We start from the raw sequence: 26,477 nt of genomic DNA, 5'->3' as shown, positions 1-26,477 counted from the left end.
TCTCGGGGTCGTGGACGATGGCGGCCCAAGGAAAGGATTCGTCGCTACAGTCCTTAGGTGCGGAACAATCTATATTGACCGAACGGTTCGGTCAATGATATTTAGGATGGGCGAGAAGGGCGGGCCACCCGACGGCGCGTGCCGGCTCGCGCTTTTTCATTGGGGAGGCCTTTATGGCCGCATCGAGAGATCAGGCTGCCCGTGTCCTTCGTCAGGAACCGGCAGACCGACCGTTGGACCAAGCGCCGGACCATGCGCCGGAGCCGGGAGACGGGGAGGTCGCGACGGAACTGGCCGAGCAGTTGCGCTCTCACGTGGCCGAGGAAGTCAGGCGCCACACCGTCGAGGTGCCGGAGACCCCCGTGACCGACAAGCCGGCGCCGACCGCACCCGCGCCGCAGGCCGCAGGCGGCGCTCCCAGATCCGGCAAGCGCAAATTCGTCCTGATGGGCGCCGGCGTGCTGCTGGCGCTCGCGGCGGCGAGCTATGCCGGCTACTACGCGCTGGTCGGTCGCTTCTATGTCTCCACCGACGACGCCTATGTCCGCGCCAACAACACCATGTTGGGCGCGCGCGTTGCCGGCCACATCGCCTCGATCCTCGCCCGTGACAATACACCGGTGCATGCCGGCGACATCGTCATCCGCATCGACGATGGCGACTACAAGATCGCGGTCGATGCTGCCGCGACCAAGATCGCGACCCAGCAGGCCACCATCGACCGCATCGGCCGGCAGGTCGCCGCGCTCGACAGCCAGGTCGTGCAGGCCAAGGCGCAGCTCGTCTCAGCCGAAGCCGGCCTCAAGCGCGCCGATCTCGATTATGAGCGCCAGCAGGCATTGAGCAGCAAGGGCTTTGCCTCCCGCGCCACGTTCGAGACCTCGGAAGCCGGACGCGACCAGGGCGCCGCCGCGGTCAAGGCCGCGCAGGCCGCCTATGACGTCGCGATCAGCAATGTCGACGTCGCCAAGGCGCAGCAGGCCGAAGCGCAGGCACAGCTCGCTGAGCTCAAGACCACGCTCGCCAAGGCCGAGCGTGACCTCGGCTTCACCGCGGTGCGTGCGCCGGTCGACGGCATCTTCTCCAACCGCCTCGTCAACACCGGCGACTTCGTCGCGGTCGGCCAGCGTCTCGGCAACATCGTGCCGCTCGACGAGGTCTATATCGACGCCAACTTCAAGGAGACGCAGCTCAAGCGCATCCGCCCCGGCCAGCCCGTGACGATCAAGGTCGACGCCTACGGCATGCGCAAGTTCAGCGGCGTCGTCGACAGCATCGCGGCGGGCGCGGGCTCGGTGTTCACGCTGCTGCCACCGGACAACGCCACCGGCAACTTCACCAAGATCGTGCAGCGCGTGCCGGTCCGCATTCGCGTGCCGAGGTCGGTTGCCAGGCAGAACCTGCTCCGCGCCGGCATGTCGGTCTACGCGACCGTCGACACCAACAAGGGCGCGGCCGACGCCGACAGCGAAGTCGATCTCGACGATCCCACCATGATCCATCCGCAGTAGCGCGTCAGTGCCGCAGGTCTCGACCATGGCCAACGCCACCACTGCTTCGCCTGCCATGATGGTGGACCCCGCTTCGGAGCGCATCGCGCCGAAGCGGCTGTTCGCCTTCATCATCATGGTGTTCGGGCTGTTCATGTCGATCCTGGACATCCAGATCGTCTCGGCCTCCCTCAGCGAAATCCAGGCAGGCCTGTCGGCGAGCTCGAGCGAGGTCTCCTGGGTCCAGACCGCCTATCTGATCGCCGAAGTGATCGCGATCCCGCTGTCGGGATTTTTGTCGCGCGCTTTCGGCACGCGGCTGTTGTTTGCGAGCTCGGCTGCCGGCTTCACCGTCTCGAGCCTGCTTTGCGGCTTCGCCACCACGAGCGAGGAGATGATCCTCTGGCGCGCGCTGCAGGGCTTTCTCGGCGCCGGAATGGTCCCGACCGTGTTCGCCTCGGCCTACACTGTATTCCCCCGTTCCAAATTCCACATCGTCGGCCCCATCATCGGCCTCGTCGCGACGCTGGCGCCGACCATCGGGCCGACGGTCGGCGGCATCATCACCGACGCGATGTCGTGGAATTGGCTGTTCTTCATCAACGTCGTGCCCGGCATCGGCATCACCATCGGCGTGCTCGCGCTGGTCGATTTCGACGAGCCGCATTTCGAGCTGCTCGACCGCTTCGACTGGTGGGGACTGATCTTCATGGCCGGCTTCCTCGGCACTCTGGAATATGTGCTGGAGGAAGGTCCGCAATATGAATGGATGCAGGACACTTCGGTCGCGATCTGCGCCTGGATCTGCGCCATCTCGGCGATTGCCTTCTTCTGGCGGGTCTTCACGGCGGCCGAGCCGATCGTCAACCTGCGCACCTTCACCAACCGGAATTTCGCGGTCGGCTGCACCCTGCAATTCTGCATCGGCATCGGCCTCTACGGCCTGACCTACGTCTATCCGCGCTATCTCGCCGAGGTGCGCGGCTACAGCGCGCTGATGATCGGTGAGACCATGTTCGTGTCCGGCATCACCATGTTCCTGGTCGCCCCGCTGGTCGGCCGGCTCATGGCGTCACTCGATATGCGCTACATGATCGCGTTCGGCCTGATCGTGTTCGCGATCGGCTCCTACCAGATGACCTGGATCACGCGCGAGTTCGACTTCTACGAGCTCCTGATACCGCAGATCCTGCGGGGCATCGGCATGATGTTCGCGATGGTGCCGACCAACAACATCGCGCTCGGCACGCTACGGCCGGACCTGGTGAAGAACGCCTCCGGCCTGTTCAACCTGATGCGCAATCTCGGCGGCGCGGTGGGGCTCGCCGTCATCAACACCGTTCTCAACAACCGCACCGACCTGCACATCACGCGCCTGCAGGAGCGCGTGACCTGGGGCAACGCTACCGCGACCGAAACCCTGAACATGTTCATGCAGAAGTTTCAGGGGCTTGGGGATTCCACGCTGATGGCGATGAAGCAGCTCTCGCAGCTCGTCCACCGCCAGGCCGTGGTGATGAGCTTTGGCGATGCCTTCTTCATCCTGACGCTGTTCTATCTTGGCCTCAGCGTCCTGGTCACGCTGCTGAACAAGCCGGCCTCGCCGTTCGGCAGCGGCGGCGACGCGCATTAGGCACATAGAAGGTGTCATCGCCCGACTCGATCGGGCGATCCAGTACGCCGCGGCAGATCGAGGGACGTCAGGCGTCTCTGGAATACCGGATGCCCCGCCTGCCGCCTTCGCTAAAGCTTCGGCGCCCCAAGACCTCAAGCCCGGCGAAGCCTTGGCGTAGCCGGGTCGCGGGGCATGACAGCGGGCATCAAAACGGCGACGCGCATTAAATTTGCAACACTCGTGCGTGATCGCGCGCGAGCCGTGTTGTAAATCGAAAGCGACACATCTATAAAGCGCCCTCATTGACCCGAACCGGGGAGGGATTTGCATGATTTCGTCGCATTCGCAGATCACACGCCCGCGCTCGATGATGTTCTGGCTCGGTATCTACTCGGCCTTTTAGAGGCCATTTCCGCCAGCTTCGATTGGGCCAAGGTTTCGACCAAGAGCCCCGATCGCTCCGCTTCCCAACTTTAAGTCAGGTTTACGCGACGCCGTTTCGGCCTTCGTGGCCGGTATGCGTCCATCGATGGAGCCGGCCCGCGGCACAAGCGGCCGGATGATGCCATGACCGCTCTGTCAAAAAAGCCCGCGGCCATTCGCGTGGTGCTGCCCTTTGTGTTCCGGCACTGGCTGAAGCAGCCGGGACGAAGCCTCGTCGTGGCCGGCGGACTGTTAGGCGCGACCATCGCCGACCTGTTCATGCCGGTGTTCTCGGGGCATCTGGTCGATGCGTTGACGCGCGGCCCTTCCGATCCCGACGCGCGCCATGCGGCACTGGTCGCATTCGGCGCGATCGTGGCGCTGGGCGCGGCCTCGATGGTGCTGCGGCTCACCGGCCTGCAGGCGATTGTGCCGTTCACGCTCAAGATCATGTCCGATGTCGCGCAGGACGCCTTCATGCGCGTGCAGCGTTTCTCGACCGATTGGCACGCCAACTCCTTTGCCGGCTCCACGGTGCGCAAGATCACCCGCGGCATGTGGGCGCTCGACCTGTTGAATGACACCATCCTGATGGCGCTGGCGCCCTCGCTGTTGGTGTTGATCGGATCGATGATCCTGCTCGGTGTGCATTGGGCCTCGCTTGGCCTCGTGATCGCGCTCGGCGCGGTGATCTATGTTGCGATGACGGTGTGGTTTTCGACGCGCTACATCGCTCCGGCCGCTCGCGTCTCCAACGCCTGGGACACCAAGGTCGGCGGCACGCTGGCGGACTCACTGACATGCAATGCGGTGGTGAAGTCCTTCGGTGCCGAGGCGCGCGAGGATGCGCGGCTCGCCCGCGTCATCAACCGCTGGCGCGTGCGCGTGCGGCGGACCTGGCTGCGCTACAATTACACCGCCCTGTCGCAGCTCTCGCTGCTGCTGTGCCTCCGCGGATCGGTGATCGGCGGCTCGGTGCTGCTGTGGATGGCGGGGCGCGCTTCGCCCGGCGACGTCACCTATGTGCTGACGAGCTACTATGTCATTCACGCGTACTTGCGTGACGTCGGCATGCACATCAACAACCTCCAGCGCTCGGTCAACGACATGGAGGAACTGGTTGCCATCCACGACGAGACGATCGGCATCGCGGATGCCGCGGATGCGCGGCCGATCGCGATCGAGGGCGGCGAGATCGTGTTCGACGACGTCACGTTCCATTATGGCGGCCATCGCGCGCCGCTCTATGACGGCCTGTCGGTGACGATTCGCGCCGGCGAACGGATCGGCCTCGTCGGCCGCTCCGGTTCCGGCAAGACGACCTTCGTCAAGCTGGTGCAGCGGCTCTACGACGTCACCGGTGGGCGCGTGTTGATCGACGGCCAGGACATCGCGCTCGCCACGCAGCAATCGCTGCGCAGCCAGATCGCGATCGTGCAGCAGGACCCGATCCTGTTTCATCGCTCGCTCGCCGAGAACATCGCCTATGGCCGGCCCGGTGCCAGCATGGAGGCGATCGAGCAGGCGGCCCGGCTGGCGAACGCGCACGACTTCATCCTGCGCCTGCCGAAGGGCTACGGCACGCTGGTCGGCGAGCGCGGCGTGAAGCTGTCGGGCGGCGAGCGGCAGCGCGTGGCGCTGGCGCGCGCCTTCCTGGCCGATGCGCCGGTGCTGATCCTGGACGAGGCGACCTCGAGCCTTGATTCGGAATCGGAGGCGCTGATCCAAGAGGCGATGGAGCGGCTGATGAAGGGACGGACCTCGATCGTGATCGCGCACCGGCTGTCGACCGTGCGCGGCCTTGATCGCATCCTGGTGTTCGACCGCGGCGAGATCGTCGAGCAGGGCACTCACGCGCTGCTCGCGGCCAAGCCGGGTGGCATCTATCGCGGGCTGTTCGAGCGCCAGGCGACCGAGTTCGGCCGCATGATCTCGGCGGCGGAGTAGGGCAGCACTTGCCGCTCTGCTACGTGCCGAAACAACAATCCGAAGCGCGATGACGATTCTGATCTCATCGCGCTTTAGTGCGCGCCAAGACTGTTCCAGACGAGGCCGACGCCCGACAGGAACAATAGGCCGAGCACGACATCGCCAAAATGCTTGTCGCTCAGTGCGTGATAGACGCGGGCGCCGGCCCATGCTCCGACGAGCGTGCCGGGAAAGGCAATCAGCGCGAGCCAGACCACCTTGAGCGCGACGAGGCCTGACGCCGTCTGCACCGCCAGCGCGGTTGCAAGCACGGTGAAATTGAAGAGCTGGAAGATGCCGCGCCGCTCGTGCTTGTTCCAGCCGCGCAGATTGGCCCAAAGGATCGGCAGCGGCCCCGACAGACCGGCAAGGCCGCCCAGGATGCCGCCTGCAAAGCCAATCGCGCCGTCGGCGGCGCGGCCGCCGAACTTGAAGGCGAGCGGCCGCTTGTTCAGGTACAGCGCGCTCGGAAAGATCAGCAGCAGGATGCCGACGCTCAGCTTGAACACCTTCGGATCGGCGGAGGCGACCATCATCGTTCCCAGCGGCACGCCGGCGAGGCCGCCGATCAGGAACGGCCAGACCAGCGAGAGATCGAAACTCTTCCACATCGACGGCAGCGTCGAGGTCTGCGCGATCACCGAGCAGATCAGGACCAGCGGCACCGCGAGCGAGGGCGGCAGCACGTACAGCCAGATACCGAGCGCCATCAGCGCCGTGCCGAATCCAGCCAGTCCCGAGACGAAGCCGCCGGCCAGCGCGCCGAACAGCAGCAGCGCATAGGTGAGCGTTTCCAACAGACTTTCCTTGTTGCAATGGACGATCCCGAACTGTTGATCGCCATCCCTCGCATAGCACGGGTGCGGCTGGAGAGGTCAATTCCATATCGCACGCAAGCGTGATCCCGGCGGCCGGGCTTTCGCGACTGACGCACCTACATGATGGCCGTACTTCAATTCGGCGGACCCGCCCGACGCCATGGTGCGCTCCGATTGGCCAAGTCCCGAATGAGATGATGGAGAACGACCATGACTCGCACGAAGATTGCCGTTGCGGCCGCGCTGTTATCTGCGGCGGCGCTGATGCCGACTTTGGCAGAGGCTCAGCTCTCGGAGCCCGCGGCCTATCAGGCCGCCCATCCGGATCGCGACGTGCTCAATGGCGGGCAGCTCACGCCCGCAGGCAGAGCGGCGCGCGGCCTGACCGGCATACCGGCCGATGCCTACGCATCGCAGCTCTATCCGCCGGCCGGCGCTCCGGTCGTCTATCCCCGCCACCGCCGTCATCGTTAGCGTTGCTAAACGATTTGCCTGGTTTCGGCGGGCTTGTGCAGCGCGCCGATCAGGATGCGTAGTGCTTCGGTCAATTCCGATCGGTTGCGCGCGGCCCCGAGCGAGACGCGCGCCGCGTGCGGCGGCGTTCCATCCACCACGAAAGCGTCGCTGGCGATGACGGCGAGTCCGTTGCGCAGCAGATGCGCGGTGGCGTCGAGCCGGTCGCGGCCCTCAGGCAATCGAAGCCACAGATGGTGCGCGGCGGGCTTGGCCAGGAACTGAAAGCCTTTCAGTGTGCGTTGCGCGAGCTGCTGACGGCCGATCGCCTCGTTGCGGATGGCGGTGATGATGCGGTCGGCGATGCCGCTCTCGAGCCAGTGCGTCACCAGCGCGACCATCAACGGCGCCGGCATCTGCACCGTGGCCTGCAAATGGCTGCGCATTTGCTGCTGCGCGCCGCTGTCGGGTGTCACCAGATAGGCCACGCGCAGCGCCGGTGCGATGCATTTCGACAAGGTGGTCGCCAGATATGTCCGCTCCGGAATGAGGTTCGCGATCGGTGATGCCGATCGGTCGAGCAGCCCATAGGCATCGTCCTCGATCAGCACGGTGCCGGCATCGCGAATGATCTTTGCGATCGCATCGCGCCGCTCCCTGGTGAGCGTAGCGGTGGTCGGATTGTGCAACGTCGGAATGAGGTAGACGGCCTTCGGCTTGTGCGCGCGACAGGCTTTTGCAAGAGCATCAGGGAGAATACCGCCTTCATCCATCGCCACGCCGACCAGCTTGACGCCAAGCTGGGCTGCGGCTGCCTTGATGCCGGGGAAACTGAGCGCCTCCGTCAGCACCACCTCGCCGGGCCGCGCGAGATGGGCGAGCAGATTGAACAGAATCGTCTGCGCGCCCGGAAAGATCACGAGCCGGTCGGCATGCGCATGCGCAACGCGCGCGCGCATCCATGTCGCCGCGACCTCACGCTCATGCGCACTGCCGCCGGGCGGCTGGTAGTTCAGGAATGCGGTCAGCCCCGATTGCTCGCGGATCGCCTCCAGGCCGGCGATGATGCGCTCGTCGAGCTGCGCTTCCAGCGGATGCGGCGGCACGTTCATCGACAGGTCGATCGCAATCGGATGCGGCAGATCGACCGCGCGGCGCGCGCTGGTCTCCGACACGAACGAACCCTGTCCGACCCGGGCCTCCAGAATCCCGCGGCGCCGCGCCTCGGTATAGGCGCGCGTGACCGTGGTGAGATCGATGTCGAGCGCCTTGGCGAGCGCGCGCTGCGTCGGCAGTTGCTGGCCGCGCACCAGCCTGCCCGCGGCAATGTCGGCCTCCATGGCATCGACGATGCGCTGGTACCGCGGCCCGCTCAGCTCTGCGATTGTAGGGATCCAATCCATGCAAATTCGCCCATATTCTTTGAATGTATGGATGCAGGATATTATTGTATGGATCGTCAGATCAAAAGAGGTGCGGTCATGGCGACGGGTTCAGTCTCACTGACGAAGGCGATGTGGCGGGGCTTTCTCGGCAAGTGTCCGAACTGCGGCGAAGGGCACGTGTTCGGCCGCTTCCTGAAGGTGGCGGATAGCTGCGAGCATTGCGGCGAGGAACTGTTTCACCACCGCGCCGACGATTTTCCCGCCTATCTTGTGATCGTCGTGGTCGGCCATCTCGTGGTGCCGGCGATCCTCGCGGTCGAGACCGCCTATGCGCCGCCGGTCTGGCTGCAGCTCGCGGTGTGGCTGCCGGTGACGCTGTTTGCCTCGCTCGCGCTGCTGCAGCCGACCAAAGGCGCGATCGTCGGCCTGCAATGGCAGATCGGCATGCACGGCTTCGAGGCCGCCAAGCGCCGGCGCGACGCCGGTGAGCTTGCGCCGGTGCTGGTGAAGGCCGCGCGCACTAACTGACGTCGTCATTCCACATTGCGCAAGTGTGCAATGGGGCGCGACGAAGTCGCGAGCTCTGATGCGCAATTGCGCATCATAGAATCCATTTCCCCACCAACTCTGCGGCCCGATGGATTCCGGGCTCTCGCTTCGCGAGCCGCGGAATGACGGTGCCCAAATGGTGAGGGGTCCGATGCAGCCAGCATCGAACCCCTCGTTGCACATCAGCCGGCCTGTAAGCCGGGTTCTGTAGGGCACCGCCCGCTTGCGCAGGCGATACGTGACGGCCATTCCTCTGGGACAATGTTTGCACATTGCCTCGAGCAACCTACCCGGACGGCGGACCTGACATCGCCCCGCGGCGTTATCGCTTTCGCGAACAGCCCGCTTAAGCCGTCCCTATTCGGTTTTGCTCCCGGTGGGGTTTGCCATGCCGGCTCCGTTGCCGGAACCGCGGTGCGCTCTTACCGCACCTTTTCACCCTTGCCCCGCGAAGCCCGAAGGCAAGCGAGGCGGTTCGTTCTCTGTGGCACTTTCCCTGGGGTTGCCCCCGCCGGACGTTATCCGGCACCGCATGTCAAGGGAGCCCGGACTTTCCTCCCCGGCGGCCTTTCGACACTTGCCGGAGCGGCCGTCCGGCCGACTGACCGCTTACGCATGGGCATTTATGACGGTTTCGTCAAGGCGATATCGCGCCGCACGCGGCGGCGAAAATAATTTATCCTGAAGATGTCGTTTGGTGTGCGCCCCGTTCGACTGGATGTCGGCGATCCAGCCGAGCAACAGGAGTTAAGCGATGCAGTACCTGCTGATGATCTACCAGAACGAGGTCGAGTACGCGAAGAATGATGCCGCCACCAGCCAGAGGCTGCTCGGCGAATATCAGACCTTCACCCAGTCCATCATCCAGAGCGGCAATTTCAAGGCCGGCGACCGGCTGCAGCCGACCACGACCGCGACGACGGTGCGCGTGCGCGAAGGCAAGACGCTCACGACGGATGGTCCGTTCGCCGAGACCCGCGAGCAACTCGCCGGCTACTATCTGGTCGAGGCCAAGGATCTCAATGCGGCAATCGAGATCGCGGCGCGGATCCCCAGCGCGCGCATAGGCTCGATCGAGGTGCGGCCGATCTGGGTGTATGAGAAGTGACGGCGGCGTGGTGATCGCATGACATGATCCCTTCCGAGATCGAAAAAATCTTCCGTGACGAGGCGGGGCGGGCGTTGGCCACGCTCATCCGCCTCGTCGGCGATTTCGATCTCGCCGAGGACGCACTTCAGGATGCTTTTGCGGTCGCACTGGAGCGCTGGTCGGCATGCGCGGTGCCCGACAATCCGCGCGCCTGGCTCGTCAATGTCGGACGCAACAAGGCCATCGACCGCATCCGCCGCCGGGTTGCCTTCCGCGGCAAGGAGCAGGCGCTGATGCACGAGCTCGAGCTCAACGCAGAGGCGCCCGACGAGCCGCCGACGATGCTCGACGACGACATGCTGCGGCTGATCTTTACTTGCTGCCATCCGGCGTTCGCGATCGAGGTCCAGGTCGCATTGACGCTGCGCACCGTCTGCGGCCTCTCCACCGCGCAGGTCGCGCGTGCCTTCCTCATTAGTGAAGAGGCGATGGCGCAGCGTCTCGTCCGTGCCAAGCAGAAGATCCGTCTCGCCGGCATTCCCTATGAGGTGCCGGAGCGTGAAACGCTGGAGCCGCGCCTCGGCGGCGTGCTCGCCGTGATCTATCTCGTCTTTACCGAAGGCTACGTGGCAACGTCTGGCACAGACCTGATGCGGCCCGATCTCGCGGTCGAGGCGATCAGGCTCGGCCGGTTGCTCGATCGACTGGTGCCGGATCGTAGCGAGATCAAGGGCCTGTTGTCCCTGATGCTGCTCCATGACGCGCGGCGCGAGGGGCGAGAAACCGCATCCGGCGACATCGTGCTGCTCGAAGAGCAGGACCGCACGCTGTGGGATCGCGACCAGATCGCGGAAGGCCTCCAGCTCGTGGATGAGGCACTGCGCGCGCCGGGCCGGCCGCAAGCCTATGCGGTGCAGGCCGCGATTGCCGCGCTGCATGCCCGCGCGCCGAGCTATGAGGATACCGACTGGCCGCAGATCGCCGCCCTCTACGAGGTGCTGCTGCGCATCAGTCCCTCGCCGGTGATCGAGCTCAATCATGCGGCCGTGATCTCGATGGTCGACGGCCCCGCGCGTGCGCTCGATCTCGTCAACGCGATCGCGGCGCGCGGCGGGCTTGACGGCTACGAACTGCTGCCGGCAGTGCGGGCGGATTTGTTGCGACGGCTCGGCCGGAAGGAAGAAGCGCGTGAGGCGTATGTTGCTGCGACGGAGGCGACGCAGCTCGAACCGTTGCGGCGGCTCTATGCGCGAAGGATCAAAGAACTGCAGTAGTCGCCACACACTCAGTCATTGCGAGGAGCGAAGCGACGAAGCGATCCAGAGTCTTTCCGCCGAGGGATTCTGGATTGCTCCGCTGCGCTCGCAATGACGGGACCTGCGCCGTCACTTCGACGCGACCGTCGTCCCCTCCGCTGGCAAGCTGGCGAGCAGCGCTTGCAATGTCGATAGCGTCGAGTGATCCGCCACGCCATCGAGCCGCGCCGGGCGGAAGTGGCGCTGGAAGGCGGTGACGACTTCCATCGTTGCGGCGTCGTATTTGCCGGTGAGGGGGATGCCATAGCCGTATTTTGCGAGCGCCTGTTGCAGGCTCAGCACTTCGTCGCTGATGGTGCCGAGCATCAGGCTCTCGCCGCGCACGACCGGGGCCGGCGTGACCCAGTGACCGACGCCGGAATTGGCCAGCGAATGCCACGGGAACTTTTCGCCCGGATCCTTCTTCCGCGCCGGTGCCACGTCGGAATGGCCGAGCACGCGGTGCGCCGGCACTTTGCGGCGGAGCACGATGCCGCGGCACAGCGCGATCACCGCTGCGATCTGCCGCAGCGGAAACTCGGGATAACCCCAGTCGTGTCCCCGGTTGACGATCTCGATCCCGATCGAGCACGAGTTGATGTCGTCCTCGCCGGCCCAGGACGAGACGCCGGCGTGCCAGGCGCGTTTGGCCTCGGGCACGCATTGTACGATGCGGCCATCCTCCAGCACGACGTAATGAGCAGAGACCTCAGTGCCTGCCGTGCACAGCCGTGCCAGCGCGCCTTCGACGTCGGGCATGCCGGTGTAGTGCAGCAGGATCATATCCGGCTGCCGCCCCTTGTTGCGCTCGCCATAGTTGGGCGAGGGGATGATGTCCGAGACGATCGAAGAATCCGGGTCGAACGTCCTCATGCCCGCCGCGCCCTTGGGAGCCGGGAGAACACGCTGACGCTTCGAATCAGATCCAGATGACGCGGACGAACCGGACGGCATATACAACTCAGGTCGGACAGGAACGTGGGCCAAGCCCTTCTCTTTACTATTCCTTTACCCCATCGCCGCACGCAATCGGGCGGCGCAGTTAACGGACGCATTTTGCGCGTTGTGTGTGGATGAAGCATCACCAGAAGGTAACCTTTTCGACTTGTAACGGGCCGATCAACGCTTTCTTAACGCTAAGGGCCGTTACTGAGTGGTGAAGAGCCGACCCGCGTCCGGAGGCGGCCAAAGCGTTTTTGGCTCGAAATCCCATGGCTGCCCGACAATTTCCGCTGGGAACACAGGGTTTGCGGCCCTGGACGACCGGGGCTGGCAAGCGTGCTGCACGAGGGTTTGGTCGTGGAACCGCCGCGACGGGGAATAATTCGAGACGTCATGGGCTTGCGCGCCTCCGATGTCGTATGGACGCCCGGCAGGTGTGGCGCATGACGTCGGCCGACCATATTCCCGTGCTTGGCCGTGAGGCACTCAACTACCTCGCGCCCCGCGCGGCCGGGATCTATGTCGACGCCACTTTTGGCGGCGGTGGCTACAGCCGCGCAATCCTCGATGTGCCGGGAACCCGCCTCATCGCCATCGACCGCGATCGCACGGCCATTGCTGGCGGTTCCGAGCTGGTCGAGCGTTCCGCTGGCCGGCTGACGCTTGTCGAGGACCGTTTCTCGAACCTCGCCGAGGTCTGTGCCGCGCAAGGCGTCGATGCCGTCGATGGCGTCGTGATGGATGTCGGCGTGTCCTCGATGCAGCTCGACCAGGCCGGCCGCGGCTTCTCCTTCCGCCTCGAGGGTCCGCTCGACATGCGGATGGGGCAGGTCGGACCGACCGCCGCCGAAATCGTCGCGCGTGCCTCGGAAGGCGATCTCGCCGACATCATCTATCTCTTCGGCGAGGAGCGGCATTCGCGCAAAGTCGCACGCGCCATCGTCGCGGCACGGCAGGAGGCGCCGATCGCCACGACACGCGCGCTGGCTGACATCGTTGCGCGGGTCGTGCGCTCGAAGCCCGGCGACATCCATCCGGCAACGCGAACCTTCCAGGCCTTACGCATCTTCGTCAATGAAGAGCTCGACGAGCTCAAGACCGCGCTGGCTGCGGCCGAGCGCGTGCTGCGTCCCGGCGGACGGCTGGTGGTCGTCTCGTTCCATTCGCTGGAAGACCGCATCGTGAAGACCTTCCTGTCCGAGCGCGCCAAGACCGGCGGCGGCTCGCGGCATCTGCCCCAGGTGGCACAAGTGCCGCCGAGCTTCCAGCTCCTAACGCGGCGGCCGGTCGTCGCCGGCGAGGAGGAGGTCGCGCACAATCCACGCGCGCGATCCGCCAAGCTGCGCGCCGCCGAGCGCACGGCTGCGCCTGCGCATGAGGACGCCGAGCCGTCGTCCTGGCCAAGCCTCGCCGATGTGATGAGGGGTGACTAGCGCATGCGCATCATCCACCTCCTTGTCATCGGCGCGCTGATCTTCGCGGCGGCCTATGTCTACCGGATCAAGATGGACTCCACCGCCCGCACCGAGAAGGTGCTGCGGCTGCACGCGGAGATTCGCGAGCAGCGCGATGCTATCGCGGCGCTGCGGTCCGAATGGGCCAAGCTCGATGCGCCGCTGCGTCTGCAGGGCCTGACCGAGCGCCATCTGCCGCTCAAGCCGATCAACGCCACGCAATATGACTCGCTGAAGAATCTGCCGGAGCGTCCGCCGCGCCTGTTCCGGCCGGGCGAGCCCGATCCGATCGGGTCCATGATCAACACCATCGAAGCCGCCAGCGATCCCGACGCGGTGACGGGCTCCGTGTCTCAGGGCGAGGACAAGCAATGAGCCCGGCGACGCCCGCAAAACCCACCGCGAAATCAACCGAGCCTTGGCGCCAGCGGCTGATCCGCAGCCTGCTCTACGGACGCAACGTCGACCGCGCCGCGAAGGCCCGCGCGCGCGTCGGGCTTGCCATCCTCGCCTTCGCGTCGATCTATGCCCTGATCGGCGGCCGGCTCGTGATGTTCGCGATCGGCGCCGATGCGCACGGCGCGCGGCGCGCGGCGGCGCAGGACGTGGTCGCGACCGCGCGGCCCGACATCGTCGACCGCAACGGCGCGATCCTCGCAACCGACGTCAAGGCGCCGAGCCTGTTCGGCGAGCCGCGCCGCATCATCGACAAGGACGAGGCGATCGAGCTTCTGACTGCCACCGTGCCTGATCTCGACGAGGCCGAGGTGCGCGAGCGCCTGTCGTCGCGAAAGGGGTTCGTCTGGCTGAAGCGCGAGATCACGCCGAAGCAGCAGCAGGACATCCACAAGCTCGGCATTCCCGGCATCGGCTTCCTGCGCGAGAACAAGCGCGTCTATCCGACCGGCAACGAGGTTGCCCACCTCATCGGTCTCGTCAACATCGACAACCAGGGCATCGCCGGCATGGAAAAGTGGCTCGACAACAATGGGCTCGCCGATCTCCACCGCGCAGGCTTTGCCACCGATCGCCTGCAAAAGCCGATCGAGCTGTCAGTCGACTTGCGCGTCGAGCATGCACTGCGCGACGAGCTGTTGAAGGCGAAGGAGAAGTTTCACGCGAAGGCGGCCTCGGGCATCATTTCCAACGTCAAGACCGGGGAGATCGTCGCGATGGTCTCGCTGCCCGACTTCGATCCCAACAACCCCAAGGAAGCGCATGACCCCGACCGCATCAACCGCCTGACCACCGGCGTCTACGAGATGGGCTCGACGTTCAAGGCGTTCACGCTCGCCATGGCCCTCGATTCTGGCAAAATCAACCTGAACTCGATGTGGGATGCACGCGGAAACCTGCACTACGGCAAGTTCACCATCCACGATAGCCACGCGCTCGGACGTTTCATCAACACCAAGGAAGTGTTCACCTACTCGTCCAACATCGGCGCCGCGCGGATCGCGCTTGGCCAGGGTGTCGAGGCGCACAAGGCCTTCCTGGCAAAAATGGGTCAGTTGACGCGGCTGCGTACCGAGTTGCCGGAGAGCGCCGCACCACTGGTACCGCGCCACTGGGGCGAGTTGAACACCGTGACTATCGCGTTCGGCCAGGGCTTGTCGGTGGCGCCGCTGCAGGCAGTGATGGGCATCAACGCACTGATGAACGGTGGCTACCTGATCCCACCGACATTCCTGAAACGCAGCGAAGCGGAAGCGTCGGCGATGGCCAAGCGTGTGATCAAGCCAGAGACCTCCGAAAAGATGCGATATCTGATGCGGCTCAATGCCGAGATCGGCACCGCCAAGAAGGCCGATGTTCCCGGCTACTATATCGGCGGCAAAACCGGCACGTCCGAGAAGGTCATTAACGGCCGTTATGCCAAGAAGCGGGTGCTCAACTCCTTCACCGCAATCATGCCCTCCGACGATCCGAAATATCAGATTCTCGTCATGCTGGACGAGCCACAGCCCTTGCAGGAAACGTATGGTTTCATCACGTCGGGCTTTAATGCTGTGCCGACGGGGGGCAAGGTCATCGCCCGTATCGCGCCGCTCTTGGGTGTCGAGCCACGATTTGACCTGCCGCCGTCCGACCGCCTTATTCTTGCAGCATCCAGGACAACCCAGTAATCAACCGGATGGCCCATTGGCGGTGCTGAGTCGGTATTTTCCGAGGATTCGGCGTTCCGGCAGGGCATCTCGACTGGAACACCATGAAGCTGCGTGACGTCTTAGGCAATGATGCCGCAATCGAGCCGGCCCTCGCAGGCCTCGATGTGACGGGGCTTGCGCTCGACAGCCGCGTGGTCAGGCACGGTGACCTTTTTTTCGCGCTGGCCGGCAGCAAGACCGACGGCGCGCGCTTCATCGATGCCGCGGCTGCCGCAGGAGCGGTGGCGGTAGTCGGCGATCAGGCGCCTGCCACCTGCAGGGTGCCGTTCATTGCAGTCGCCAATCCGCGCCGCGCGCTGGCACTCGCCGCGGCAAGATTCTTCCCTATGCAGCCCGCGACCATCGCGGCGGTCACCGGCACCAGCGGCAAGACCTCAGTCGCGGCGTTCACGCGGCAGATCTGGGAGCGGCTCGGGCATGCTTCCGCCAGCATCGGAACCATAGGTCTCGTTTCGCCGAAGCGCACGGTCTATGGCTCGCTGACCACGCCCGATCCGATCGCGCTGCACCGGCAGCTCGATGAGATCGCGCGCGAGGGCATCACGCATCTCGCGTTCGAGGCGTCCTCGCACGGGCTCGATCAGTATCGCCTCGACGGCGTGCGCGTCTCCGCCGGCGGCTTCACCAATCTCTCGCGCGATCACATGGATTACCATCCGACCGTCGCGCATTACCTTGCGGCCAAGCTCCGGCTGTTCCGCGAGCTGATCCCGCCGGGCGGCGCGGCCGTGATCTCCGCCGATCACGACTGTTCAGCGGAAGCGATCAATGCAGCGAAGACGCGCGGCTTGCGCGTGATGGCGGTCGGCTGCAACGGCGATGGCGCAGGCGAGGGCATTCGCCTCGTCGATGCCGAGGTCGAGGGCTTTGCGCAGAAGCTTGCGATCGAGCATTGCGGCAAGCGCTATTCGGTTCGGCTGCCGCTGGTCGGCGCATTCCAGATCGAGAATGCGCTGGTGTCCGCCGGCCTTGCGATCGGCACCGGCAGCGATGCGGCAAATGTGATCGCAAGCCTCGAACATCTCGAAGGCGCCAAAGGCCGGCTCGAACGCGTCGGCGAGCGCAACGGTGCGCCGATCTTCGTCGACTATGCGCACAAGCCGGATGCACTGGCGAAAGCGTTGCAGGCGCTGCGTCCTTACGCCAGGCGCAGGCTCATCGTCGTGTTCGGCGCCGGCGGCGACCGCGATGCCGGCAAGCGGGCGATCATGGGCGAGATCGCGGCGGAGAACGCCGATGGCGTCATCATCACCGACGACAATCCGCGCAGCGAGAAGCCGGAAGCCATTCGCGCCGCGATCCTCGCGACCGCAAAGGGCGCCAGGGAAATCGGTGACCGCGCCGCCGCGATCCGTACCGCGATCGACGAGCTGCAAGCCGGCGATGCCCTGCTGATCGCGGGCAAGGGACACGAGACCGGTCAGATCGTCGGCGGCCAGGTGCTGCCGTTCAGTGATCACGAGGCGGTTGCCGCTGCATTAGCGCCGAGGGTTGCATGAGCGCGCCAATTTGGACGGTTGCCGAAGTGGCGCGTGCGCTGGGCGTTGCCGGATCGTTTCCCGATACGCCAATCGATTTCGTCACCCAGGACAGCCGCCTGGTGAAGCCCGGCAGCCTGTTCGTCGCGCTGAGCGGCTCTCCGACCGGCGGCTTCATCTCGAGCTTCGCCAGCGCGCGTGACGGTTGGGAGTTTGCCGACAAGGCAGAAGCAGCCGGCGCGGCCGCGATGATCGTGCCGCATGAGATCGCGGGCATCCGCATTCCGCAGATCATCGTGAAGGACACGCTGATCGACGGCCTCTGGGGCCTCGCGCGTGCCGCACGCGCGCGTTTCGCAGGGCCCGTGATCGGGCTGACCGGCAGCGCGGGCAAGACCAGCACCAAGGAATTCCTCGCAGCCTATCCAAACGCCTATGCGAGCCCGTCGAGCTTCAACAATTTCTGGGGCGTGCCGCTGACGCTGTGCAACGCGCGGCCGGATGCCAGCCTCTGGGTCGTCGAGATGGGCATGAACCAGACCGGCGAGATCGCGCGGCTCAGCGAATTGACGCGGCCGACGGTCGCGCTCGTCGTCAATGTCCAGCCCGTGCATCTGGAGAAGCTCGGCTCGCTCGAGGCGATCCGGCGGGAGAAGGTGTCGATCGCTCTGGGCTTGCCGAAGGACGGCGTCCTGGTGCTGCCGGCGGGGATCGCCGCGCCCGAATGGAAGGGAACGATGGTGCGCTTCGGCGAAGGCACCGAAATGCGCGAGCTCACGCACGCGCCGCATGGCGAGAGCTGGCAGGTCGTGGCCGAGATCGGCAAGACGCAGATATCGTTCAGCCTGACGCCGGGCGCCCCGCATCGCGTCTACAATGCGCTCGCCGCGCTTGCCTCGGTCCATGCCGCGCACCTCGATGCCGCAACGCTCGCGACCAAGCTCGATCGCGTCGGCATCATGACCGGCCGGGGCGTCGAGCAGATCGTCGACGGCATCACCGTGATCGACGACAGTTTCAACGGCAATCCGGCCAGCGTGGCCGCGGCGCTGCAAAGCCTCGCGGCACGCCAGATGAGCGGCGGCCGCCGCATTGCGGTGCTCGGCGACATGCTGGAACTGGGCGGCGACGCGCCGGCCTATCACACCGGCCTTGCCAAATATCTCGACGCCATCGACGGCGTTTATTGCGTCGGCCCCTTGATGCGCCACCTCTACGACGCGCTCCCGCCGGGTAAGGGCCTCGGCTGGCACGATGATCCCGCCACGCTGAGGCCGAGCGATGTTGCGGCGCTCCTGAAGGCAGGCGACATGGTGGTTGTCAAGGGCAGCAAGAAGATGTTCTGGGTCAACAAGTTTGTACCGGGGCTAGTGGCCGCCTTGCAGGCAAAGGCGTAAACTGCTTGGAAGGCGCTGTTCCCGTTCGCGGCGCGAAGCCGTCCGGTTTCTTAGAGGTCGCCCGACCCATGACGAAGACCCGCGAATGCGCGAGGCCAAGGCCGCGCGCGAAGGCGCCATAGGACCGTCTGAATGTTTTACTGGCTGATCGAGCTCTCCAATACATTTCCGGGCTTTGGTGCGGTGCGCACCGTCCTGAACGTCTTCCGCTACATCACGTTCCGCACCGGCGGGGCGATCGTCACCGGCGCCCTGTTCGTGTTCCTGTTCGGGCCCTGGATCATCGATCATTTGCGCATTCGCCAGGGCAAGGGCCAGCCGATCCGCACCGACGGCCCGCAGTCGCACCTCGCCAAGAAAGGCACGCCCACCATGGGCGGGTTGATGATCCTGTCGGGCCTCACGGTCGGCACGGTGCTGTGGGCCAATCCGCTCAACCCTTACGTCTGGATCGTGCTCGCGGTGACACTCGGCTTCGGCTTCGTCGGCTTCTATGACGATTACCTCAAGGTGACCAAGCAGACGACGAGCGGGTTCGGCGGCAAGCTTCGCCTGCTGATCGAGGCAATCATCGCGCTGGTCGCCTGCTACGCCTTGGTGCGGCTGAACCGCGATCCCTCATCCACCGCGCTCGCCATTCCCTTCTTCAAGGATGTCGTGCTGCATTTCGGCTGGTTCTTCGTCATCTTCGGTGCCTTCGTCATCGTCGGTGCCGGCAACGCGGTGAACCTCACTGACGGTCTCGACGGCCTCGCCATCGTGCCCGTCATGATCGCGACCGCCAGCTTCGCCATGATCGCCTATCTCGCCGGCAACGCGGTCTTCGCCGACTATCTCCAGATCAAATATGTCGCGGGCACCGGCGAGCTCGCGGTGCTCTGCGGCGCCCTGCTGGGGGCGGGCCTCGGCTTCCTCTGGTTCAACGCGCCGCCGGCCTCGATCTTCATGGGCGACACCGGCTCGCTCGCGCTCGGCGGCATGCTGGGTGCGATCGCGGTCGCGGTGAAGCACGAGATCGTGCTTGCGGTGATCGGCGGCCTGTTCGTGCTGGAGGCGGTCTCCGTCATCGTGCAGGTCGTGTCGTTCAAGCTTACAGGTAAGCGCATCTTCCGGATGGCGCCGATCCATCACCATTTCGAGCAATTGGGCTGGACCGAGCCGCAGATCGTGATCCGCTTCTGGATCATCTCGGTGATGCTGGCGCTCGCCGGCTTGTCGACGCTGAAGCTGCGGTGACGGCTCCATCATGATCCCCATTACATCCTTCGCCGGCAAGACGGTGGCGGTGTTCGGCCTCGGCGGCTCGGGGCTCGCGTCCTGCCACGCCTTGAAGGCCGGCGGCGCCGAGGTGATCGCCGGGGACGACAACGCGGACAACGTCGCCAAGGCCGCGCAGGCCGGTTTCGTCACCGCTGACTTACGCAACGTGTCCTGGGCGAATTTCGCGGCGCTTGTGCTCGCGCCCGGCGTGCCGCTGACCCATCCGGTGGCGCATTGGAGCGTCTCGAAGGCGCGCGAGGCCGGCGTCGAAGTGATCGGCGACATCGAACTGTTCTGCCGCGAGCGGCGGCGGCATGCGCCGGACGCGCCCTTCGTCGCCATCACCGGCACCAACGGCAAGTCGACGACGACGGCGCTGATCGCGCATCTGACCAAGGTGGCCGGCTACGACACGCAGATGGGCGGCAATATCGGCACCGCGATCCTGTCGCTGGAGCCGCCGCGCATGGGGCGTGTTCACGTCGTCGAGATGTCGTCCTACCAGATCGATCTCACGCCCTCGCTCGATCCCTCGGTCGGCATCCTGCTCAATGTCAGCGAGGATCACATCGACCGCCACGGCACGATCAAGCATTACGCCGCTGTGAAGGAACGCCTCGTCGCCGGCGTGCAGCCAGGCGGCACCGCGATCGTCGGCGTCGACGATGGCTGGTGCCGCGACATCGCCGACCGGCTCGACCGCGTCGGCAAGAAGGTCGAGCGCATCTCCGTGAAAAATCCGCTGGCGAGCGGCATCTATGTCGAGCACGGCACCATCGTGCGCGCCTCCGGCGGCGCCCGCAGCGAGGTCGCCATGCTCGGGGGCATCGGCTCGCTGCGCGGCCTGCACAACGCGCAGAACGCTGCCTGCGCCGCGGCCGCCGCGCTCGCGATGGGCATCGGTCAGGATGTCCTGCAGAACGGCCTGCGCAGCTTTCCGGGGCTGGCGCACCGCATGGAGCAGGTCGGTCGCCGCGGCAATGTGCTGTTCGTCAACGACTCCAAGGGCACCAACGCAGATGCCACTGCGCACGCGCTGTCATCCTTCACCGATATCTTCTGGATTGCCGGTGGCAAGGCAAAGGCAGGCGGCATCACCAGCCTGACCTCTTTCTTCCCGCGCATCCGCAAAGCCTATCTGATCGGCGAGGCTGCGCAGGAATTTTCCGGCACGCTTGGCCGCGACGTCCCGCACGAGATCAGCCAGACTCTCGACATTGCCGTCGAGCACGCCGCGCGCGAGGCGGAAGCATCCGGCCTCACCGATGCCGTCGTGCTCTTGTCGCCCGCTTGCGCCTCCTTTGACCAGTACCGCAATTTCGAGATCCGCGGCGCCAAGTTCCGCGAGCTGGTGCAGGCGCTGCCGGGCGTGAAGCCGGTGGTGTGAGGGGCGCGCTCGCGCAATCTGTGCTGTCATCGCCCGCGAAGGCGGGCGATCCAGTATTCCAGAGACGTTGATTGAGCCGAGAAGCCGCGGCGTACTGGATGCCCCGCCTTCGCGGGGCATGACGGTGTGTTATGCGGCCCCAGCGGAGATCATCTCAAAACATCCGCGATTCATTAACCCCTCGTAAACCAACCTCGGCGACCAATGGACAACCTCTGTCCGAAAGCCGGTCGCCCATGCTCTCCCGTGAAGAACGCACCCCCTTTTCCGAGTGGTGGTGGACCGTCGACAAGCCGCTGCTCGGCGCCATCCTGGCACTGATGTTGACCGGGGTGATCCTGTCGCTGGCGGCAAGCCCGCCGGTGGCGACCCGCATCGGGCTCGATCCCTTCCATTTCTTCAGCCGGCACGTGATGTTCCTGGCGCCATCCTTCATTGTGCTGGTCGGCGTCTCCTTCCTGTCGCCGCGGTCGATCCGGCGCAGCGCGCTGATCATCTTTACGATCAGCATCATCCTGATCGTGGTGACGCTCGCGATCGGCCCGGAGGTGAAGGGCTCGCGGCGCTGGATCACGCTGCTCGGCGTCAACATCCAGGCCTCCGAGATCGCCAAGCCCTCCTTTGTGGTCATCGCGGCCTGGCTGTTCGCGGAGTCGACAAAACGGCCGGAAATGCCGGCAACTTCGATGGCGCTGGTGCTGCTGTTGATGCTGGTCTCGCTGCTCGTCATGGAGCCCGACTTCGGCCAGACCATGCTGATCCTGATGGTGTGGGGCGCACTGTTCTTCATCGCGGGCATGCGCATGATCTGGGTGTTCGGCCTCGCGGGCGCCGCCGCTGCCGGCCTGTTCAGCGCTTATCTTTTTGTTCCGCACGTTGCGGGTCGCATCAAGCGCTTCATGAATCCGGCCTCCGGCGATACCTTCCAGGTCGATACCGCGATGGAAGCCTTCTACAACGGCGGCTGGTTCGGGCTCGGACCGGGCGAGGGCATTGCCAAGCGCAGCCTGCCGGACAGCCACACCGACTTCGTGTTCGCCGTCGCCGCGGAAGAGTTCGGTATCATCCTGTGCCTCGCCATGCTGGCGCTGTTCGCCTTCGTGGTCATCCGCGCGTTGTCGCGCGCCTATGCCAATGACGACATGTTCTCGCGCTTCGCCGCGTCGGGGCTTGCGATCCTGTTCGGCGTGCAGGCCGCGATCAACATGTCGGTGAACCTTCAGCTCATCCCCGCCAAGGGCATGACGCTGCCGTTCATCTCCTATGGCGGCTCCTCGATCGTCTCGCTGGCCTACGGCGTCGGCATGATGCTGGCGCTGACGCGGCTGCGCCCGCGCACCGAGGTCGAGGCGAGCGGCCGCGCCGAGGCGATGCGCAGCTACGCGTAACCCGTCATTGCGAGGAGCGAAGCGACGAAGCAATCCAGAATGTCTCCGTCGAGGGATTCTGGATTGCTTCGCTTCGCTCGCAATGACGGCGGAGGGCCTGTAAAAGGAGGCCCATGGACACCTCCCCCCTGATTCTTCTCGCCGCGGGCGGTACCGGCGGCCATTTGTTCCCGGCCGAGGCGCTCGGCGTCGAATTGATCCGGCGCGGCTTTCGCGTACGCCTCGTCACGGACGAGCGCGCGCTGCGCTACAGCGGGCTGTTCAGCAAGGACATGATCGACGTCGTCAGCAGCGAGACCGCGCGAGGCCGCAACCCGTTCCAGCTCGCCTATGCCGGCCTTACGCTTGCCGGCGGCACGCTGGCCGCCTTCGCTCTGATCAAGCGGTTGAAGCCGGTCGCCGTCGTCGGCTTCGGCGGCTACCCGACGCTGCCGCCGCTGGTCGCGGCTAAATTGGCCGGCGTGCCCGGCATCATCCACGACGCCAACGCCGTGCTCGGCCGTGCCAACCGTTTCCTGTCGCGCCGCGTCCGCGCGATCGCGACGTCCTTGCCCGGCGTGCTTGATCGCGATCCGGCGCTGGCCGGAAAGACCACGACGGTCGGCACGCCGATGCGGCCCGCCATCCTCGCGGCAGCGGCCGTAAAGTACACCGCGCCGGAGCCGAATGGTCCGCTGCGCCTGCTCGTGGTCGGCGGCAGCCAGGGCGCGCGCATCATGGCGGATATCGTGCCCGGCGCGATCGAGCGGCTCGAGCCGGCGCTGTGGGGCCGGCTGATCCTCACCCAGCAGGTGCGCGAGGAGGATATGACGCGTGTGCGCGCCGTCTACGACAAGCTCAAGATCAATGCCGAGCTCGCGCCGTTCTTTACGGATTTGCCCGCACGGCTTGCCTCCAACCATCTGGTGGTGTCGCGCTCCGGTGCGGGAACGGTCGCCGAGCTCGCCGCGATCGGGCGGCCCTCGATCCTGGTGCCGCTGCCCGGCTCGATCGACCAGGACCAGTTCGCCAATGCCGGCGTGCTGGCCAAAGTCGATGGCGCGATCCGTATCCCGCAGACCGAATTCACCTCGGACCGGCTGGCGTCGGAGATTTCCGCGTTCGCCGCCGAACCGGCGCGGCTCGCCGCGATGGCCGAGGCCGCCCGCGGCGCCGGCCGGCTCGACGCGGCCGAGCGTTTGGCCGATCTGGTGGTCAAAGTCGCGGGAATCTGACGCCGGTTCTGCCCCGGAATGACCAAAAATGCCCCTTGTCATGCCCCGCGAAAGCGGGGCATCCAGTAACCGGCGCAGGCTGAATTGAATCTCAGGCTTCGCAGAGTACTGGATCGTCCGACCCAGTGCGCAAGGGCGCACAAGGCGGACGATGACCGTGAGGAACCTATATGAGACTGCCGCGTGAGATCGGACCCATCCACTTCGTCGGGATCGGCGGGATCGGCATGAGCGGTATTGCCGAGGTGCTGGTCAATCTCGGCTATGCCGTGCAGGGTTCGGACGCCTCGGACAACTACAATGTCGAACGTCTGCGCAAAAAGGGCGCCAAGGTCTCGGTCGGGCACAAGGCGGAGAATGTCGACGGTGCCGAGGTCGTCGTGGTGTCCTCGGCGATCAAGCGCGACAATCCGGAGCTGATGGCGGCGCGCGAACGGCGCGTTCCGGTGGTGCGCCGCGCCGAGATGCTGGCCGAGCTGATGCGGCTCAAGAGCTGCGTCGCGATTGCCGGCACGCATGGCAAGACAACGACGACCACGATGGTCGCAACGCTGCTCGATGCCGGCGGCCTCGATCCGACCGTCATCAATGGCGGCATCATCAACGCCTACGGCTCCAACGCGCGGTTAGGGGCCGGCGACTGGATGGTCGTGGAGGCGGATGAGAGCGACGGCACGTTCCTGAAGCTGCCGACGGACGTCGCGATCGTCACCAACGTCGATCCCGAGCATCTCGATCACTTCAAGACGTTCGATGCGGTGCAGGACGCGTTCCGCCATTTCGTCGAGAATTTGCCGTTCTACGGTTTTGCCGTGATGTGCATCGACCATCCCGTCGTGCAGAGCCTGGTCGGGAGGATCGAGGATCGCCGCATCATCACCTATGGCGAGAGCCCGCAGGCCGATGCGCGGCTGGTCGATCTGACCGCCGGTGGCGGCGGCTCGAAGTTCAAGGTGGTGATCCGCGACCGCAAGGCCGGCACCACCCACGAGATCGCCGATCTCGCGCTGCCGATGCCCGGCCGGCACAACGCGTCGAACGCGACAGCGGCCATTGCCGTCGCGCATGCGCTCGGCATTTCCGACGACAAGATCCGCAGCGCGATTGCAAGCTTCGGCGGCGTGAAGCGGCGCTTCACCAAGACCGGCGAGTGGAACGGCGTCACGATCATCGACGATTACGGCCATCATCCCGTGGAGATTGCGGCCGTGCTCAAGGCCGCGCGCGATTCCTACGGCGGCAAGGTGATCGCCGTGGTGCAGCCGCATCGCTACACCCGCCTGCAATCACTGTTCGAAGAGTTTTGCACCTGCTTCAACGACGCCGACGCGGTGATCGTGGCTGAGGTCTATGCCGCCGGCGAGACGCCGATCGACGGCGTCGACCGCGATCATTTCGTCGCGGGCCTGCGCGCCCACGGCCACCGCGAGGTGATCCCGCTGCCCGCAGCCTCCGATCTCGCGGGCATCGTCAAGGGGCTCGCCGCATCGGGCGATCTCGTCGTGTGCTTAGGTGCCGGCAACATCACGCAATGGGCGTACGCGCTGCCCGGCGATTTGAAGGCGCTGGGGTGAGCATGCGCTTGTGTAACTCCTTCGTTGCCGCACGGCACACTGCACTCCCTCCCCCCTTGCGGGGGAGGGTGGGGGAGAGGGGGCGCCACGAACTCCGATCTCGCTTGGGGCTACCCCCCTCCCTGACCCTCCCCCGCAAGGGGGGAGGGAACGGAAGTAGTGTGCGTCCCTTACATGAGATGAACTCTTGCAAGGGCGGTGGTCTCCCATGAGCTTCCCCGACATCACCCCCGAGCTCAAAGTCGCGATGCCCGACTTGCGTGGGCGGCTGCTTGCCAACCAGTCGCTGGCTGAGCTCACCTGGTTTCGCGTCGGTGGTCCTGCGCAGGTGCTGTTCACGCCGGCGGATGAGGACGACCTCGCTTATTTCCTCGCGCATCTTGCACGCGACATTCCCGTCTATGTGGTCGGCGTCGGCTCCAATCTCATCGTGCGCGATGGCGGCATTCCCGGCGTGGTGATCCGGCTTGCGCCGCGCGCGTTTGGCGAAGTGAGCGCGAGCGGCGACGTCGTCATCGCCGGCGCGGCGGCGCTCGACAAGCGCGTGGCGGAGGTGGCGGCGAGTGCCAACATCGGCGGGCTCGAATTCTACTTCGGTATTCCCGGCACGATCGGTGGCGCGCTGCGCATGAATGCCGGCGCTAATGGCGGCGAGACCAAGGACGTTCTGGTCGAAGTGACCGGCGTCGCGCGTGACGGCAGGAAGCACGTCTTCTCCAACGCCGAGATGAAGTTCGTCTACCGCAGCAGCGGCGTCGATCCCTCCATCATCTTCACCTCCGCGCGCTTTCACGGAGCGATCAGGGATGCGGAGGCGATCCGCGCGCGAATGGCCGAGGTCCAGAGCCATCGCGAGACCGCGCAGCCGATCCGGGAGAAGACCGGCGGCTCGACCTTCAAGAATCCGCCCGGCCACTCCGCCTGGAAGCTGATCGACGCCGCCGGCTGCCGCGGCTTGCGCGTCGGCGGCGCGCAGGTGTCGGAGATGCATTGCAACTTCCTGATCAACACGGGCGATGCCAGCGGTCATGACATCGAGACGCTCGGCGAGACCGTGCGCGAACGGGTGAAGGCGAATTCCGGAATTGAGCTACACTGGGAAATCAAGCGGATTGGGATTCCATGATCA

General features: G+C 65.4%; 21 protein-coding genes and 1 other RNA gene. 18 read left to right on the top strand and 4 right to left on the bottom strand.

Going from position 1 to position 26,477, the window contains the following annotated elements; all coding sequences use genetic code 11:
* The first annotated feature begins 173 nt into the window (after positions 1 to 173).
* The 3 genes from MTX21_RS16615 (at position 174) to MTX21_RS16605 (ending at position 5,475) form a co-directional block, all read left to right on the top strand.
* Positions 174 to 1,511 (top strand): HlyD family secretion protein, encoded by a 1,338-nt coding sequence (locus MTX21_RS16615; RefSeq protein ID WP_280965855.1) that lies wholly within the window; start codon positions 174 to 176, stop codon positions 1,509 to 1,511.
* 25 nt (positions 1,512 to 1,536) lie between these two features.
* The gene (locus tag MTX21_RS16610; protein ID WP_280965854.1) at positions 1,537 to 3,123 is read left to right on the top strand and encodes a DHA2 family efflux MFS transporter permease subunit; all 1,587 of its coding nucleotides are present in this window, start codon (positions 1,537 to 1,539) and stop codon (positions 3,121 to 3,123) included.
* 549 nt (positions 3,124 to 3,672) lie between these two features.
* The gene (locus tag MTX21_RS16605) at positions 3,673 to 5,475 is read left to right on the top strand and encodes an ABC transporter ATP-binding protein (protein WP_280965853.1); all 1,803 of its coding nucleotides are present in this window, start codon (positions 3,673 to 3,675) and stop codon (positions 5,473 to 5,475) included.
* A 74-nt stretch (positions 5,476 to 5,549) separates the two neighbouring features.
* Here MTX21_RS16605 and MTX21_RS16600 read toward each other — a convergent pair whose 3' ends face one another.
* Positions 5,550 to 6,293, bottom strand: coding sequence for a sulfite exporter TauE/SafE family protein (locus MTX21_RS16600; RefSeq protein ID WP_280965852.1), 744 nt, complete (start codon positions 6,291 to 6,293; stop codon positions 5,550 to 5,552).
* Positions 6,294 to 6,524: 231 nt separating this feature from the next.
* Here MTX21_RS16600 and MTX21_RS16595 point away from each other — a divergent pair, with 231 nt between their 5' ends.
* Complete coding sequence (locus tag MTX21_RS16595) at positions 6,525 to 6,788, top strand: hypothetical protein (protein WP_280965851.1); 264 nt, start codon at positions 6,525 to 6,527, stop codon at positions 6,786 to 6,788.
* A gap of 5 nt (positions 6,789 to 6,793) precedes the next feature.
* Here the strand turns inward: MTX21_RS16595 and MTX21_RS16590 are convergent, their stop codons facing one another.
* A complete protein-coding gene (locus MTX21_RS16590) occupies positions 6,794 to 8,170 on the bottom strand; it encodes a PLP-dependent aminotransferase family protein (protein WP_280965850.1) in 1,377 nt (458 codons plus the stop codon).
* A gap of 48 nt (positions 8,171 to 8,218) precedes the next feature.
* On the opposite strand from MTX21_RS16590, the gene MTX21_RS16585 reads away from it, so the two are divergent.
* Positions 8,219 to 8,680 carry a DUF983 domain-containing protein gene (locus MTX21_RS16585; protein ID WP_280971389.1) on the top strand — a complete coding sequence of 154 codons (462 nt, stop codon included), beginning with the start codon at positions 8,219 to 8,221 and terminating at the stop codon, positions 8,678 to 8,680.
* Between the two features lie 199 nt (positions 8,681 to 8,879).
* Here the strand turns inward: MTX21_RS16585 and rnpB are convergent.
* Positions 8,880 to 9,306: RNase P RNA component class A (gene rnpB / locus MTX21_RS16580), an RNA gene on the bottom strand.
* A gap of 149 nt (positions 9,307 to 9,455) precedes the next feature.
* On the opposite strand from rnpB, the gene MTX21_RS16575 reads away from it, so the two are divergent.
* Both MTX21_RS16575 and MTX21_RS16570 read left to right on the top strand, forming a co-directional pair.
* Positions 9,456 to 9,809 (top strand): YciI family protein, encoded by a 354-nt coding sequence (locus MTX21_RS16575; RefSeq protein ID WP_280965848.1) that lies wholly within the window; start codon positions 9,456 to 9,458, stop codon positions 9,807 to 9,809.
* Between the two features lie 23 nt (positions 9,810 to 9,832).
* Positions 9,833 to 11,065: an RNA polymerase sigma factor gene (locus MTX21_RS16570; RefSeq protein WP_280965847.1), complete on the top strand. Its 1,233-nt coding sequence runs from the start codon at positions 9,833 to 9,835 to the stop codon at positions 11,063 to 11,065.
* 111 nt (positions 11,066 to 11,176) lie between these two features.
* On the opposite strand, the gene MTX21_RS16565 is transcribed toward MTX21_RS16570, so the two are convergent.
* Positions 11,177 to 12,040 carry an N-acetylmuramoyl-L-alanine amidase gene (locus MTX21_RS16565; protein ID WP_280965846.1) on the bottom strand — a complete coding sequence of 288 codons (864 nt, stop codon included), beginning with the start codon at positions 12,038 to 12,040 and terminating at the stop codon, positions 11,177 to 11,179.
* Positions 12,041 to 12,471: 431 nt separating this feature from the next.
* Between MTX21_RS16565 and rsmH the strand changes: the two genes are divergently transcribed.
* The 11 genes from rsmH to murB all read left to right on the top strand — a co-directional run bounded on the left by rsmH (position 12,472) and on the right by murB (position 26,474).
* Positions 12,472 to 13,461, top strand: coding sequence for a 16S rRNA (cytosine(1402)-N(4))-methyltransferase RsmH (rsmH, locus tag MTX21_RS16560; protein WP_280965845.1), 990 nt, complete (start codon positions 12,472 to 12,474; stop codon positions 13,459 to 13,461).
* Positions 13,462 to 13,464: 3 nt separating this feature from the next.
* Positions 13,465 to 13,857: a hypothetical protein gene (locus MTX21_RS16555; RefSeq protein WP_280965844.1), complete on the top strand. Its 393-nt coding sequence runs from the start codon at positions 13,465 to 13,467 to the stop codon at positions 13,855 to 13,857.
* Positions 13,854 to 15,608 (top strand): penicillin-binding protein 2, encoded by a 1,755-nt coding sequence (locus MTX21_RS16550; protein WP_280965843.1) that lies wholly within the window; start codon positions 13,854 to 13,856, stop codon positions 15,606 to 15,608. The genes MTX21_RS16555 and MTX21_RS16550 overlap by 4 nt, the downstream gene beginning before the upstream one ends.
* 83 nt (positions 15,609 to 15,691) lie before the next feature.
* Positions 15,692 to 17,149: a UDP-N-acetylmuramoyl-L-alanyl-D-glutamate--2,6-diaminopimelate ligase gene (locus tag MTX21_RS16545; protein WP_280965842.1), complete on the top strand. Its 1,458-nt coding sequence runs from the start codon at positions 15,692 to 15,694 to the stop codon at positions 17,147 to 17,149.
* On the top strand, positions 17,146 to 18,525 hold the full coding sequence (gene murF, locus MTX21_RS16540; RefSeq protein ID WP_280965841.1) for a UDP-N-acetylmuramoyl-tripeptide--D-alanyl-D-alanine ligase: 1,380 nt from the start codon (positions 17,146 to 17,148) through the stop codon (positions 18,523 to 18,525). Before MTX21_RS16545 ends, murF begins: the two co-directional genes overlap by 4 nt.
* Before the next feature lie 132 nt (positions 18,526 to 18,657).
* Positions 18,658 to 19,761, top strand: coding sequence for a phospho-N-acetylmuramoyl-pentapeptide-transferase (gene mraY, locus MTX21_RS16535; RefSeq protein ID WP_280965840.1), 1,104 nt, complete (start codon positions 18,658 to 18,660; stop codon positions 19,759 to 19,761).
* Positions 19,762 to 19,771: 10 nt separating this feature from the next.
* The gene (gene murD / locus MTX21_RS16530) at positions 19,772 to 21,172 is read left to right on the top strand and encodes a UDP-N-acetylmuramoyl-L-alanine--D-glutamate ligase (protein ID WP_280965839.1); all 1,401 of its coding nucleotides are present in this window, start codon (positions 19,772 to 19,774) and stop codon (positions 21,170 to 21,172) included.
* Positions 21,173 to 21,408: 236 nt separating this feature from the next.
* Positions 21,409 to 22,560, top strand: coding sequence for a putative lipid II flippase FtsW (gene ftsW, locus MTX21_RS16525; RefSeq protein WP_280965838.1), 1,152 nt, complete (start codon positions 21,409 to 21,411; stop codon positions 22,558 to 22,560).
* 113 nt (positions 22,561 to 22,673) lie between these two features.
* Positions 22,674 to 23,774, top strand: coding sequence for an undecaprenyldiphospho-muramoylpentapeptide beta-N-acetylglucosaminyltransferase (gene murG, locus MTX21_RS16520; protein WP_280965837.1), 1,101 nt, complete (start codon positions 22,674 to 22,676; stop codon positions 23,772 to 23,774).
* Between the two features lie 170 nt (positions 23,775 to 23,944).
* Positions 23,945 to 25,348, top strand: coding sequence for a UDP-N-acetylmuramate--L-alanine ligase (gene murC, locus MTX21_RS16515; protein ID WP_280965836.1), 1,404 nt, complete (start codon positions 23,945 to 23,947; stop codon positions 25,346 to 25,348).
* 208 nt (positions 25,349 to 25,556) lie between these two features.
* Entirely contained in the window at positions 25,557 to 26,474 is a 918-nt protein-coding gene (murB, locus tag MTX21_RS16510) for a UDP-N-acetylmuramate dehydrogenase (protein WP_280965835.1), read from the top strand.
* Positions 26,475 to 26,477 lie beyond the last annotated feature (3 nt).

This window comes from Bradyrhizobium sp. ISRA430 (assembly GCF_029909975.1).
GTDB lineage: Bacteria > Pseudomonadota > Alphaproteobacteria > Rhizobiales > Xanthobacteraceae > Bradyrhizobium.
This window is presented reverse-complemented; position numbering and strand designations above follow the sequence as displayed.